16 protein-coding genes and 1 pseudogene are annotated in these 12766 nt (G+C 68.4%); 10 read left to right on the top strand and 7 right to left on the bottom strand.

What is annotated here, in order from left to right; translation table 11 throughout:
- Positions 1-440: pseudogene (locus AB0I04_RS49685) on the top strand (hypothetical protein); the annotation flags it as partial.
- On the opposite strand, the gene AB0I04_RS49690 reads toward AB0I04_RS49685, so the two are convergent.
- Entirely contained in the window at positions 323-1084 is a 762-nt protein-coding gene (locus tag AB0I04_RS49690; protein ID WP_360902030.1) for a DeoR/GlpR family DNA-binding transcription regulator, read from the bottom strand. The pseudogene AB0I04_RS49685 and the gene AB0I04_RS49690 overlap by 118 nt on opposite strands.
- Before the next feature lie 277 nt (positions 1085-1361).
- Here AB0I04_RS49690 and AB0I04_RS49695 point away from each other — a divergent pair, with 277 nt between their 5' ends.
- Genes AB0I04_RS49695 through AB0I04_RS49710 form a run of 4 tightly spaced genes read left to right on the top strand, consistent with a single transcriptional unit; the run spans position 1362 to position 5673 of the window.
- On the top strand, positions 1362-2657 hold the full coding sequence (locus AB0I04_RS49695; protein ID WP_360902033.1) for an extracellular solute-binding protein: 1296 nt from the start codon (positions 1362-1364) through the stop codon (positions 2655-2657).
- A 1-nt stretch (position 2658) separates the two neighbouring features.
- A complete protein-coding gene (locus AB0I04_RS49700; protein ID WP_360902036.1) occupies positions 2659-3600 on the top strand; it encodes a sugar ABC transporter permease in 942 nt (313 codons plus the stop codon).
- Positions 3597-4415 (top strand): carbohydrate ABC transporter permease, encoded by an 819-nt coding sequence (locus AB0I04_RS49705; RefSeq protein ID WP_360902039.1) that lies wholly within the window; start codon positions 3597-3599, stop codon positions 4413-4415. The genes AB0I04_RS49700 and AB0I04_RS49705 overlap by 4 nt, the downstream gene beginning before the upstream one ends.
- Positions 4396-5673: a glycoside hydrolase family 36 protein gene (locus AB0I04_RS49710; protein WP_360902042.1), complete on the top strand. Its 1278-nt coding sequence runs from the start codon at positions 4396-4398 to the stop codon at positions 5671-5673. Before AB0I04_RS49705 ends, AB0I04_RS49710 begins: the two co-directional genes overlap by 20 nt.
- A gap of 238 nt (positions 5674-5911) precedes the next feature.
- On the opposite strand, the gene AB0I04_RS49715 is transcribed toward AB0I04_RS49710, so the two are convergent.
- From AB0I04_RS49715 to AB0I04_RS49725, 3 genes are read right to left on the bottom strand one after another with little or no spacing between them, the layout of a single operon-like run.
- The gene (locus AB0I04_RS49715) at positions 5912-6451 is read right to left on the bottom strand and encodes a DUF3995 domain-containing protein (RefSeq protein ID WP_360902045.1); all 540 of its coding nucleotides are present in this window, start codon (positions 6449-6451) and stop codon (positions 5912-5914) included.
- A complete protein-coding gene (locus AB0I04_RS49720) occupies positions 6441-6764 on the bottom strand; it encodes a DUF6191 domain-containing protein (protein WP_360902048.1) in 324 nt (107 codons plus the stop codon). The genes AB0I04_RS49715 and AB0I04_RS49720 overlap by 11 nt, the downstream gene beginning before the upstream one ends.
- 2 nt (positions 6765-6766) lie before the next feature.
- On the bottom strand, positions 6767-7375 hold the full coding sequence (locus AB0I04_RS49725) for a recombinase family protein (protein ID WP_360902051.1): 609 nt from the start codon (positions 7373-7375) through the stop codon (positions 6767-6769).
- A 188-nt stretch (positions 7376-7563) separates the two neighbouring features.
- On the opposite strand from AB0I04_RS49725, the gene AB0I04_RS49730 reads away from it, so the two are divergent.
- A complete protein-coding gene (locus AB0I04_RS49730; protein ID WP_360902054.1) occupies positions 7564-7836 on the top strand; it encodes a hypothetical protein in 273 nt (90 codons plus the stop codon).
- A 14-nt stretch (positions 7837-7850) separates the two neighbouring features.
- Here AB0I04_RS49730 and AB0I04_RS49735 read toward each other — a convergent pair whose 3' ends face one another.
- Complete coding sequence (locus tag AB0I04_RS49735; protein WP_360902191.1) at positions 7851-8702, bottom strand: oxidoreductase; 852 nt, start codon at positions 8700-8702, stop codon at positions 7851-7853.
- Between the two features lie 39 nt (positions 8703-8741).
- Between AB0I04_RS49735 and AB0I04_RS49740 the strand changes: the two genes are divergently transcribed.
- Together AB0I04_RS49740 and AB0I04_RS49745 are read left to right on the top strand one after the other, a co-directional pair.
- Positions 8742-9377 carry a hypothetical protein gene (locus AB0I04_RS49740; protein ID WP_360902057.1) on the top strand — a complete coding sequence of 212 codons (636 nt, stop codon included), beginning with the start codon at positions 8742-8744 and terminating at the stop codon, positions 9375-9377.
- Between the two features lie 115 nt (positions 9378-9492).
- The gene (locus AB0I04_RS49745; protein WP_360902060.1) at positions 9493-9903 is read left to right on the top strand and encodes a VOC family protein; all 411 of its coding nucleotides are present in this window, start codon (positions 9493-9495) and stop codon (positions 9901-9903) included.
- A gap of 46 nt (positions 9904-9949) precedes the next feature.
- On the opposite strand, the gene AB0I04_RS49750 is transcribed toward AB0I04_RS49745, so the two are convergent.
- Complete coding sequence (locus AB0I04_RS49750; RefSeq protein ID WP_360902063.1) at positions 9950-10744, bottom strand: dienelactone hydrolase family protein; 795 nt, start codon at positions 10742-10744, stop codon at positions 9950-9952.
- Positions 10745-10872: 128 nt separating this feature from the next.
- Here AB0I04_RS49750 and AB0I04_RS49755 point away from each other — a divergent pair, with 128 nt between their 5' ends.
- Both AB0I04_RS49755 and AB0I04_RS49760 read left to right on the top strand, forming a co-directional pair.
- A complete protein-coding gene (locus AB0I04_RS49755) occupies positions 10873-11883 on the top strand; it encodes a helix-turn-helix domain-containing protein (RefSeq protein ID WP_360902066.1) in 1011 nt (336 codons plus the stop codon).
- Complete coding sequence (locus AB0I04_RS49760; protein ID WP_360902069.1) at positions 11880-12056, top strand: hypothetical protein; 177 nt, start codon at positions 11880-11882, stop codon at positions 12054-12056. The genes AB0I04_RS49755 and AB0I04_RS49760 overlap by 4 nt, the downstream gene beginning before the upstream one ends.
- 38 nt (positions 12057-12094) lie before the next feature.
- Here AB0I04_RS49760 and AB0I04_RS49765 read toward each other — a convergent pair whose 3' ends face one another.
- Complete coding sequence (locus AB0I04_RS49765; protein ID WP_360902072.1) at positions 12095-12574, bottom strand: ATP-binding protein; 480 nt, start codon at positions 12572-12574, stop codon at positions 12095-12097.
- Positions 12575-12766: the final 192 nt, after the last annotated feature.

Raw genomic sequence — 12766 nt, forward strand, 5'->3', positions numbered from 1 at the left:
CCAGCGTCCCCGCCGCGATCGTCATCCAATTCCTCGGCGGCATCCACGAGATCTACTTCCCCTACGTCCTGATGAAACCGCGACTCATCCTCGCCACGGTGGCCGGTGGCGCCGCCGGCATCGGAACCTTCATGATCACTGGTGCGGGCCTGGTCTCCGTGGCATCGCCGGGCAGCATCCTCGCTTATGCGGCCGAGACTCCGAAGGGCGGTTGGTCCGGTGTCTTCGCCGGTGTGTTCATCGCCGCGGCGGTGTCCTTCGTGGTCGGCTCGATACTGCTGGGCTTCGGCCGGTTCGCCGGAATCGGATCTACCGCGGCATGTCACACGCGAATGACCTCCGGGCCCTCCGCGGCCAGTTCGGCGGCTAGGTCGGCGGCCAGGCCGGTGTCGGTGATCAAGACGCTGACGTCGGCCAGAGCGGCGAACCGGGCCACGTAGTCATTTCCGATCTTGGTGTGGTCCAGCAGCACGACGCTGCGGTCGGCGGCCTTGATCATGGCTTCTTTGATCGCGGCCTCGGCCGGATCCGGTGTGGTCAATCCGGCTTCGGCCGAGCAACCATTGGTGCCGATGAACGCCACGTCGACGCGCAGCCGATCCAACGGCCGCATCGCCCAGTCGCCGACCGTCGCCAGCGTGCGGCCGCGGACACGCCCGCCCAGCATGATCACGTTCACGTTGGAGCGCGTCGCCAGAACGGTCGCCAGAGGGGGTGAGTTGACGACCACGGTCAGTTCGTGATCAACAGGTAGCACCTGGACGAGGCGACGGGTGGTGGAGCCGGCGTCGATGATGATCGAGCCGCCGGCGGGCAGCTCGGCGAGCGCGGCCTTGGCGATGCGTTCCTTCTCGGTCGTCATCACCTCATCGCGGGCGGCGAGGGCGGGTTCGAAGCTCAGGCGTTCAACCGCGATCGCGCCACCGTACACGCGGCGCAGGGCGCCCGCGCGTTCCAGGACGGTCAGGTCGCGGCGGATGGTCTCCATCGTGACGCCGATGTCCTCGGCCAGGCTGACGACGTCGACCCGGCCCGCCTGGCGTGTGCGGTGAAGGATCTCCTGCTGGCGCTCCGCGGCGTACATGCGAACCTCCTCCCCGGCCATGACGGCGTCCCCCGACCATCGTCCCGCAGGTGGCCCGGCCGGACGGCCGCAGGTGGCCCGGCCGGACGGCGGCACGTGGCCTAATTGAGCAGGGACCTTTCCAATAACCCTTGACACTGACCCGCGCCACAAGTAGGAAGTGGTCCTACCAATAGGTGCCAAGTCGTGAATCCGGCGAGCTTTTCTGGGCGGAGCGGGTCTAGAGGTCGGACGTCTCGACCCCTTTTCGCTGTCCTGGCGGGAGAAAGGTGACTCAGTGAAGAGAATCATCGCGCTGGGGACGGCGGCCATGCTCGCCGTCGCCGCGATGACCGGATGCTCGGTCAAGGACGACTCCGGCGGTGGCGGGGGCAAGGGCAAGAAGCAGATCACGTTCCTGGTGTTCGAGACGCCGAACCAGACCCCGCAGGTCTGGGACGCGGCGATCAAGCGGGTCACCGACAAGTACCCCGACATCTCGGTGAAGAAGCTGGTCTCGCCGACGCAGGACCGCACGGCGTACGCCAAGCAGCTGCTCACCTCCGGGCAGCTCCCCGATGTGATGATCGCCGTCTCGCCGGCCGGGTTCGCCGAGTCCGGCAACCTGTACGCCTGGCAGCCGAACGAGCTGACGGACTTCAGCTACCCGAGCAACGGCGCGGTGAACGGCAAGATCTACCAGCTCCCGGCCAACAGCCAGACGATCCCGGTCGTCTACTTCAACAAGGGCCTGTTCGCCAAGGCCGGCATCGCCACCCCGCCGAAGACGTACGGCGAGATGATGACGGACGCGGCGAAGCTCAAGGCCAAGGGCATCACGCCGTTCGTGGTCGGCGGCGGCAAGGACATCCACGACGCGCTCGGCCCGACGTTCGCCGGCATCCTCGGCACGGACCTGTACGCCAAGAACCCGAACTGGATGCACGACCGCCGCGCGGGCAAGGTGAAGTTCGCCGACCCGGACTACGTGAAGGCCGCCGGCAAGCTCGCCGACCTCGCGTCCAAGGGCTACATCGACAAGCGGATGCTGTCGCAGGACTACGCCGCGACCCAGTCGGCGTTCCTGTCCGGCAAGGGCGCGATGTACGCGATGGGCAACTGGTTCGCCGCGGCGGCCGACGACCCGAAGACCAAGCCCTCCTTCGACATCGGGCAGTTCTTCTGGCCCTCTGACGACGGCAAGCTCGTCGTCCCGACCTTCACCGGCGGCGGCCTGCTGGTCAACGCGCACTCCAAGAACCTGGACGCGGCCAAGAAGTTCGCGCTCGCGTACCAGCTCGACAAGACCAACCTCGACGCCTCGACCAAGAACGACGGCCTCTTCCCGGCGATCAAGGGGTACACCCCGCCGGCGAACTCCGGGCCCGTCTTCAAGACCGGCTACGACATGTTCAAGCAGGCCGAGTCCCAGAACGCGGTGGTCCCGGCGTTCGGCTTCGAGGCCGGCGACGACGGCATGCTGCCCGGCGTCTCGGACAAGTGGAGCACGTCGATGGGCGACCTGGTGACGGGCCAGAAGAGCGCGGCCGAGGTCGGAAAGTTCCTCGATTCTGAATGGCAGAAGGCCTCCTGACGTGGCGGTCGAAGTGGCGCGTCCGCCCACGCGGACCGGCTCGCCGGCGGCCCCCCGCCGCCGGCGGCCGGTCTGGCCGCGTGTGTGGCACTTCCTGTCCTTCGGCGCGCCGGGCGTGCTGGTCTATGTCTGCTTCGTGCTGGCGCCGATCGCCGTCAGCGTCGGCTACAGCCTGACCAACTACAACCCGTTCGGGCCGAAGACGAGGTTCGTCGGGCTGAGCAACTACAAGGACCTGTTCACGGACTCGGAGTTCCTCACCTCGCTGAAGGTCACGACGATCCTGACCCTCATCGTGGTGATCGTCCCGAACGTCCTGGGCCTGGGCGTGGCCCTCCTGCTCGACCGTCGGGGCTGGTTCTACAACGCGCTGCGCAGCGTCTTCTTCACGCCCGTCGTGCTCAGCTCCGTCGTCGTCAGCATCATCTGGACCCGCCTGCTCGCCGACGACGGCCTGATCAACCAGGCGCTGCGCGGCGTGGGCATCTCCCACCCGCCGGGCTGGCTGTCCGACCCGTCGTACGCGCTGTACTCCGTGGGCGCGATCCTGTCCTGGCAGATGCTGGGCTTCTGCGTGGTCGTCTACCTGGCCGGGCTGCAGGGCGTTCCGCAGGAGCTGCACGAGGCCGCGCAGATCGACGGCGCCGGGCCGGTCGAGCGGTTCCGGAAGATCACCTGGCCGCTGCTGGCCCCCGCGCTGACCATCAACACGATCGTCATGCTGATCACCGGCTTCAAGGCGTTCGACCACATCCAGGTGATCACGAACGGCGGTCCGGGCACCGGCACCACCGCGACGATCGCCTTCAACGTGCTGCAGACCGGCTTCAACGCGAACCGCCAGGGGTACGCGTCCGCGATGGCCGTCGTCATGCTGCTGATCGTGGCCGTCGCCTCCGCGGTCGCCCTGCGGATCCTGCAGAAGCGAGAGGTGAGTTTGTGAGGCGCTCGATCCGGCCGCTCGTGGCGACCGCCGTCGCGGCGATCTTCTTCGTGCCGCTGTACGTCGTGTGCGTCAACGTCATCAAGCCCGGCCCGAAGATCGCCAAGTCGCCGGCGTCGCTGCCGATCCCGCCGACGCTGCACAACATCACCGCCGTGCTGACCCGCCCGGACCGGCTGTTCTGGGTGAGCCTGACCAACAGCATCCTGGTCACGGCGCTGTCGATCCTCATCCTGACCGTGCTGTCGTCGATGCTCGGGCACTACCTGGCCCGCAGCAAGAACCGGTGGGGCCGGTGGCTCACCCTGCTCCTGCTGTGCGGCCTGATGATCCCGCCGCAGGTCATCCTGATCCCGATCACGCAGGTGCTGCGGTTCGCGCACCTGATGACCACGATCCAGGGCCTCGTGCTGTTCAACGTGGGCTACTACGTGCCGTTCGGGGTGTTCGTCTTCACCGGCTTCACCCGCTCGATCCCCGTCGAGCTGGAGGAGGCCGCGGCGATGGACGGCGCGGGACGGTTCCAGATCTTCTGGCGCATCGTCTTCCCGCTGCTGCGCCCCGCCACCGCCAGCGTGCTGATCTTCCTCGGCGTGTGGATCTGGAACGACTTCATCGACCCCCTGGTCATCCTCGGACCGGGCCAGGGCACCACGATCACCACCGGCATCTACCGGGCCATCGGGCAGTACCAGGCCGACTTCGGCACGGTCTTCGCCCTGATGTTCCTGGCGACGCTGCCGGTGCTGATCTTCTACCTCGCACTGCAGAAGCACTTCGTGAAGGGTCTCACCGGTGGCGCGACCAAAGGTTGATCCCGAAAAGGGCCGGGTGTACGAGCACGGCTGGCAGAGCTGGAGTCCCTCGACGACGTACCCCGTCACCGGGACGAGCCACCGCCCGGTCCTTCCGGTGATGCAGACCATGTGCTGGCGCCCCGACCGCCCCGGCCCGGAGCGGGGATTCCAGGGCGAGGGTCTGCTCGCCGTCGACCCGGGCGACGGCGGCCCGGTCCGGGTGTACGCCGCGCCCGACGGCCGTACGGAGGTCCCGTCGATCCGGGCGACGTACGCCGACGGCGCTCTCCACGTCGAGGCGGACGGCGAGATCGAGGAGACGGTCCACGAGGGATCGATCGAGTCGGCGCTCGCCGCGTGGGCGGACGGCTTCGCCGCCCGCGCGGGGGCGGTCACCCCCCGTCGGCCGCCCACGGCGTGGTGCTCCTGGTACCACTACTTCGGCGCGGTCACCGAGGACGACGTCCTGGAGAACCTCGATGCCATCGGGAGGCACGACCTGCCCGTGGAGGTCATCCAGATCGACGACGGCTGGCAGGCCGAGATCGGCGACTGGCTCGCCTACTCCGGCCGGTTCACCTCGCTCGAACGGCTGGCCGACCGCATCCGCCAGGCCGGACGGCGGCCCGGCATCTGGATCGCGCCGTTCCTCGTCGGCGCGCGCAGCCGCCTCTCCCGTGTCCGCCCCGACTGGCTGACCGGCGACGCCGGCCACAACTGGGACCAGGACCTGCGGGGACTCGACATCGAACGCGCCGAGGACCACCTACGGGAGATCTTCGGGACGCTCCGGTCGTACGGCTTCGACTACTTCAAGCTCGACTTCGGGTACGCGGGTGCGCTCGGCGACCTCGACGCCTACCGGCACGGCCTGACCGTGATCCGCGAGGCGGTGGGGCCGGACGCGTACCTGCTCGGCTGCGGGGCGCCGATCCTGCCGAGCGTCGGCCTGGTCGACGCCATGCGCGTCTCCCCCGACGTCGACCCCGCGCACGAGCCAGCCGAAGGGGACATGTCCCGCCCGTCGCAGCGCGCCGCCACGACGACCACGGTCGGACGGGCTTGGCAGCACGGCCGGTTCTGGGTGAACGACCCGGACTGCCTGATCGCCCGCCCGGCGGTGGAACGCCGCGAGGAGTGGGCCCGCACCGTCGAACGGTACGGCGGCCTGCGCGCGTCCTCCGACCGGATCGCCGACCTCGACGACTGGGGCCTGTCCACCACCCGCCGCCTCCTGTCCGAGATCCCCGACCCGGCCACGCCCTTCATCCGCTGACCGCCCAAAAATCGGTCGCTACTGGTCGGCGTCCTGCTCCCGAGCGTGACCAAGCCCCAAAGTAGAGAAGCCCGTCGTTTCGGCCCCGTGCGGCATAGAGTTTCTGGACGTGGGTTTCTGGATGGTGTCGGTGCTGGTCGCTATGGTGTCCCGTGTCGATTTCCGACGTCGCTTGCACGGATTTCCGAACTCCTGTGCACGTGCGTGACCGCTGGTGAATGGTCGGAAGTCTTCGGCGCTATCTGGCGGGGAGCAGGGCCGGTTGCCTCTGTGTCTTGGTGCGGGTGAAGGACCAGGCGGTCGTGGTCCAGAGGGCGCCCCAGATCAGGAAGAAGGGTGACCAAAGCGTCAGGTCCCATGTGGCGAGGTGGCGAGCCAGTTCGGCGTGTTCGGCAGGTGGTGGGCGCAGGCCGGTCAGGACCATGGTGTCGCCGAGCAAGCCGAATCCGATGGGGCCGATCGAGCGCAGGATCATCAAGACGCCCAGTGTCCAGGTCGTGATGAGCAGCAGACGGCGCGGCAAGCGCCGCCCCCAGGGCTGGACGGTGGCGAGCGCCAGCAGAACGCCGATGATCGCGGCGGCGAACATGAGCCAGTAGCTGGCGACGAACCACCCGTCGCGGGCTAGCATCTGCACTCGGAGGTCCGGCCTCATCGGCTCTTTGTCAACCAGGACATCGGAGCCGAGGGCTTGGGCGAGCTTCATTAGCCCGTACGCCGCGGTGCACGCGCAGGTGCCGTAAGCCGGCCACCGTGCCGGGTCGTCCTCAGTTCGCATCGTGGCCCGGGCTCGGTTTGGTGATGAAGGCAATGCCCTGGTCGAGGTCGACCCGGTTGCCGGGTGGCGCACCGTCGCTGTCGTCGTCGCGTAGGACGAGTTCGATCTGGCGGTGCTGCAGTTCGGTGCGTTTGCTGCCCTGGAAGATGGCAGTGAATTCGTCGAATCCTGTGGCGGACACAGGGGTGCCGGAGCGTCTGCGTAGCCAGGGCAGGATCCCGTGGCCGGTGACGTGGATCCAGGTGCGTTCGAGTCCGGCCAGGACCAGGAGCACGCAAGCCAGGACGGGGAGGGCTGCTGCGTAGGCTGCCATGGTCAGGCTTCCTGGAGAGTGTCGGTGAGGTAGCGGTGCAGTGATGTCTTGGGGATGCCGGTTTTGGCGGCGATCTGCCCGAGCGAGTCGCCCTGGGCCTTGAGGAGCCGGGCGTATTCGATCTTTTCGGCGGGGTGGGCGAGGGGCCGGCCGATGTGCCTGTTGTTGGCCTCGGCGACGGCCCGGGCGTGTGCAGCGCGTTCGGCGGTGAAGGTCCGTTCCATCTCAGCGAACAGCGCCAGCAGCAGGAACGCGATCCGCCCCATGCCCTCATCGGTGGTGTTGATCGGGAGCGGGTCGGCCAGGGAACGGACGCCGATGCCGCGTTCGGCGAGGTCGTGGACGAGGTTGAGCACTTCGCGGAGGTTGCGGCCGATACGGTCGAGGGTGTGGACCACGATCGTGTCGCCCGGCCGTGCGTAGGCCAGCAGTTGGGTGAGGCCGTCGCGTTCCACCGTGGTACCGGTCTTCTTGTCGGCGTAGATCCGGGTGTCTGGGATCCCGGCGGCAGCCAGCGCGTCGAGTTGCCGTTCCAGGGACTGCTTGGTGGTGGACACGCGAGCGTAGCCGAGTTCGAGACCGCGCTGAGGGTGATCGGCGCCGGTTCGCATACCCGGGATCGTACCGGAAGTCGTCTCCGTACTCTTTTCCGGGACGACTGCTGTGGAACGACTTCTGGAACGCCAGGCGTCCATCGGTGTCCGTTTTCTGGGGGGCCGTGGCCGCCGCCTGGCAGACTGTTCCAGATCCAAGGAAGTGGAACAGCGATCACGCGAGGTCGTCGCGGCGGAGTTCCATCGTGGCGCTGGGAGCCACGGCGGGCGCCCATGTCGTCGCCCGCAACGTCCGAGAGTTCTACCGACTGATCGGCGGCCTCAGGGACACCGAGATCTGGTGCGACGAGACCCGAGTGGGCCTTCGCCCCTGCGAACCTGCTTCTAAGCGCGAGAAGTTCCTGTCCTGGCTGGACGAGAACTTCGGCCTGCGACCCGCCGACGACCCGGCCGCCGTCATCGCGACCGCGCAGGTCGAACTGGGCGAACGACTGGCGACCCGGCCCACCCAAGGCTGAGGACCGGCTGGTCCTTACCCGAGCTCCGCGAGGTCCGCCGGGCTCAGCTTCAGCGCGGCGGCGGCGATGTTCTCCTCCAGGTGCGCCGGCGAGCCGGTGCCGGGGATCGGCAGGATGTTCGGCGACCGGGCCAGCAGCCAGGCCAGAGCGACCTGCGGCACGGTCGCCCCGTGCCGGGCGGCGACGGCCTCCAGGCGCTCGGCCGTGATCGGCTGGAAGCCGCCGACCGGAAAGAAGGGCACGTACGCGATGCCCGCCTCCGCACAGGCGTCGACCATGGGATCGTCGTCGCGCTGAGAGAGGTTGTAGAGGTTCTGCACGCAGGCGATCGGCGCGATCGCGCGGGCCTGCTCGAACTCCGCGGCGGTGACGTTGGAGACGCCCAGGTGGCGGATCAGGCCTTCTTCGCTCAGAGCTCGCAGCGCTTCCAGTGGCCCGGCGATGGGCGTCTCGGAACGGTCGAGGTCGCCTATCCGCAGGTTCACCACGTCCAGGCGGTCCACGCCGAGCGACCGCAGGTTCGCCTCCACGCCACGGCGCAGGTCGTCGGGCGTGAGCCCGGTCTTCTCCGCCGCGGGCAGGGCGATGTCGGAACCCTCGACCAGCGCCCCCACCTTGGTCACGATCACCAGATCGTCCGGGTAGGGATGCAGCGCCTCCCGGATCAGCTCGTTGGCCGCCACGCCGTCACGTGAGTAGTAGTTCGAGGTGTCCAGGTGGTTCACGCCGAGCTCCACGGCCCGGCGCAGCACGGCGAGGGCCGTCTCCCGGTCCGGCCGGTCGCCCCGCGGCCAACCGGTCAGCTTCATCGTGCCATACCCGATCCTCGCGACGCTCAGGTCGCCGCCCAACGCCCACCGTTCCATCGTCACGTTCAACCACCCTAGACCGCGATACTGAGCCGCATGAGGCTGATCGGCTCTGGCACGGATCGATACTGGCGCGCCTCCTCGCTCGCGTTGAAGGCGGCGCTGGCCGCGCTGCTGCTGTTCGCGCTCACACATCGCGGCTGGGACCGCTTCGCCGACAAGGCCATGGGCACCCGCGCCATCGCCTATCCCCTCGTGGCACTGCTCGTACCGGCGGTCTGGGCGGTGTGGCGGCGTCTGCGCGGTCCGGTCCGTTACCCCTGGGACGTGGACGTCCTCCTCGTCGCTCCCTTCGTCATCGACGTCGCGGGCAACGCCGCCGACCTGTACGACAGCGTGAGCTGGTTCGACGACGCGTGCCACTTCGGCAACTGGGCGCTGCTCGGCGCCGCGGTGGGCGCCGCGCTCCGGCGCGGACCGGTGCTGCCGCCGTTCGTGCTCGCGCTGTGCGTCACCGGGCTCGGTGCCATCGCCGCGATCCTGTGGGAACTGGCCGAGTACCTCACCTTCATCATGGGCACCCCGGAGACGGTCGGCATCTACCGGGACACGCTCGGAGACGAGGCCCTCGGCCTGTCCGGCGCGGCGGTCGCCGGGGTGCTGACCGCGCTACATTCGCGCGTCGCCGCCGGAGCCAGGCCGGCACCGCGCGCGGACGGTGAGCCGGCCTGATGCGGGTCTACGCCGTTCTGTTCCGAACGTCCTAGGACCAGCGTCCGATGGGCGCATGATCGCTTGCTCTCTAGGCTGAGGCCACCCAGGTCCGCGCTCACCAGGAGGTAACACGATGCCGGCTGACGCCAAGGCTCATGTGCGCATCGCCCGCCCGTCACGTGACCTGCGGGCCGCGGAACGCTTCTGGATCTCGGGTCTCGGCCTCGATGTCCTGTTCCGGCATGAGTCGGACGGCACTCCTGGACAGCACTCGCTTCTCATGGTCGGCTGGCCCGATGCCGCCTGGCACCTCGAACTCGTCCACGACCCCGCCGCCCCGATAGATCCCCGGCCGACTCCCGAGGACCTGCTGGTGATCTACCTCGGCGAACCCGTGCCCGACTCCCTGGTGGAACGGCTCGAACAGCACGGCGGAAAGCGGGTACCCGCGCACAACCCGTACTGGGACACCTGGGGCGTGACCCTCCAGGACCCGGACGGTTATCGGCTCGTGCTGTCCACCCGCACCTGGTCCAACTCGTAGAACGTTCGCGCGGCGGGCGCTCGCCAGGTGCCGGAGCCCCGAAAGTTCATCCCGGCCGCGTCCCGAGCCGCTCGGCCAGGAAGGCGATGATTTCATTCCGGGCCTGGATGGTGGGGTGACCCTCCTGGTCGACGAGGTGCGCCGTGACGACGCTGTGGGCACAACCGACGACGTCACGGAAGAAGGGTGGAGGGTTCGTGTTCGCCGTCTCGGCTCTGAGTACGCGGCCGTCGAATGCGTCCCCGAGTAGCGCTCGGTAAGCCGCGAACCGCTGGCCGGTGCACCACTTGTCGCTGTCGAAGCGGTAGGCGAGAACCTTCAATCCGTCTCGCGCTACGCGTTCGGCCACAGCGGCGGCGTCTTCGTCGCTGATCTCCAGACCGCCTGGGTCGTCGAGCGGAAGCGACGGATGGTTGACCACTGGCGCTATGACGGCGGGTTCGAGCGCCATCGTCAAGGCGAAGTTGCCGGTGAAACACAGCCCGACGGCACCGACGCCAGGCCCACCACACTCGGTGTGCGCCAGGCGAGCAAGGCCGCGCAGCCATGTGACGACTGGGCTGGTGCCGCCACCGGCGAACGCTCGAAACTCGGCGCTGACGCACGCGCGTCGAACGATGGTCTCGCGTGCCTCGGCGAGCGGATAGGCGCCGTCGACGCCGAAAAGAGAGGGCAGGTAAACGGAGAAGCCGGCATCACGCACCCAACGCGCGAGCCGCGCGACGTCAGGGCTGATACCCGGCATCTCGGGCATGAGGATGACGGCTGGTCCCGACCCGGCAACGTACACGGTCTTGTCGACGTCATCGACGCTGACGACTCTCCGCGAGAAATCGTCCAAGGGGTCGCTCGGTCCTCGCATGGTTGTCATGACCGAGATGATGCTGAGTGGCCGCCCCCCGGAGAAGCGGCGGCATCGCCAAGCATCCCGGTAATATCGCCACTCGTTCAACGGCGCCGGAGGGCCGCATGAGTCCGCTGCGAGTTGGTGTGCTGGCCTACCCCGGCTGCTTCGCGTCCGAGGTGTTCGGAGTCCCCGACCTCCTGGCGATGGCCACTCACGTCGCCGCGGCGCAAGGGTCGGTTCAGCCGGCGTACGAGACGTCGGTCATCTCGCCCCGGCAGCGCGTGATCGCGTCCGGCGGCTCGGTCCTCGACGTCTCGGCGGTACGCCCGGTAGACGTACTGATCGTGCCGGGCTTCGAGCTTTCGCCCACGCTCGATCTCGACGCGACACTCGCGAGCCTGGGACCGGAAGTAGCCTCGATTCGGTCGCAGGCGGCCTCGGGCACCGCTGTCGTATCGATTTGCGTGGGCGCCTTCCTCGTCGCTGAAGCCGGGTTGCTCGGCGGGCGCGAAGCGACCACATCCTGGTTGTTCGCGGACCGGTTCGCCCGCCGGTACACCGACGTGCACCTCCGCCCGGAGAGCTTGGTCGTGACCGACCGAGGGGTGACGACCACAGCGGCCTTCAGCTCCATGTACGACTTCGCACTGCAGTTCATCCGCGAGCATAACGGCCCCGGCGTCGCCCGTAGCACCGCGCGTATCGCGCTTGTCGATGACGCACGCTCCACCCAGGCTCCCTATGTCGACTCGGGGCTCATACCCACTCTGGGCAGGGAGTTCTCGCTCAGCGTCAAGCGGTGGCTCGACCAGAACCTCAGCGCTCGCTATGACCTGCCCGCCCTCGCCCAGGAGTTCCACGTGAGCACGAGAACCCTGCTCCGTCGCTTCGGCGACGAAGCCGGCGAGACACCGCTCGCGTACCTGCAGACGGTCCGGGTGCGTCGAGCCAGACACCTGCTGGAGACGACGGACAGGACCATCGCCAGCATCGCGGCCGACGTCGGGTATCGCGACCCCGGGGCGTTCAGTGGCATCTTTGCCAGACACACGGGCCGACGGCCGAGCGAGTACCGCGCGATATTCCATCGTCGCCGCGACGACCACGGGTCGACCCGACGGACGAAGACGTGAGACCCACCCGCGACGGCAACGGGCTCCCTCAAGGCAGGGCCAAGCGCATGCCTCCGCAAGCCCGACACCGCCGTCGTACCCGCCTGATCGCCACCATCCCGCCGGCGGTGCTGCCCGCCGACGAGATGCTCTACGTCCGCACCGGCACCGGAGTGGTCGCGCCGCGCCGCTGACGGTCAGGGCCGGGGGCAGTGGAGCACCCCGGTATGCCTTATGCCGCGAACCTCAACCGGGCCCAGACGACGCGGCTGCCGTCTCGGTGCCGGTACGTGCCGTACCGGCCGGCGAGGGCGCCGATGCCGTACAGGCCGAGCCCGCTCTCCGGCAGGTCACTCTCTTCGGCGAGGGCGGTCTCGACCGGGTCCCGCTCCGGAAGCCGAGGCTCCTTCGGCCCGCCGGCGTCGATGACGTGGATCTCGCCGAACGTGGGCCAGCGGTACAGCGCGACGGTGAACGTCCCCTTGGGACGGCCGGACGCCGAGTGACGGATGGCGTTGGTGGCGAGTTCACCGGTGACCCACGCCGCATTGTCGGCGATGGGCACGTCGGCGAACAGCTGTGTCACGAACGTACGGGCGGCGCCCACCTGGTCGGGCGTTCCGGCGAAGCGGCGCTCCCACCGCAACATGCCGGGTCGTTTTTCGGCCACCCGGCCGCCGAACGGCCGCCACTTCTCCTCCCACGATTTCAATGATCATTACCTTCCTCTGCGAGGACGTTCGCGAATGGCGACGTCGTACAGTTCCAGGCTCTTGCGAGCCGCCTCCGGATATCGCCGTACGAGACGATCCAGAAGAGTGAGGTCCGCCGCCACCGACGCTCCTCCGACACCAATCGAATCGAGAGCACTCCGGAACCCGTCGACGGCGCGCATGAGCTCGTC

The organism is Actinoallomurus sp. NPDC050550 (assembly GCF_040655075.1).
GTDB lineage: Bacteria > Actinomycetota > Actinomycetes > Streptosporangiales > Streptosporangiaceae > Actinoallomurus.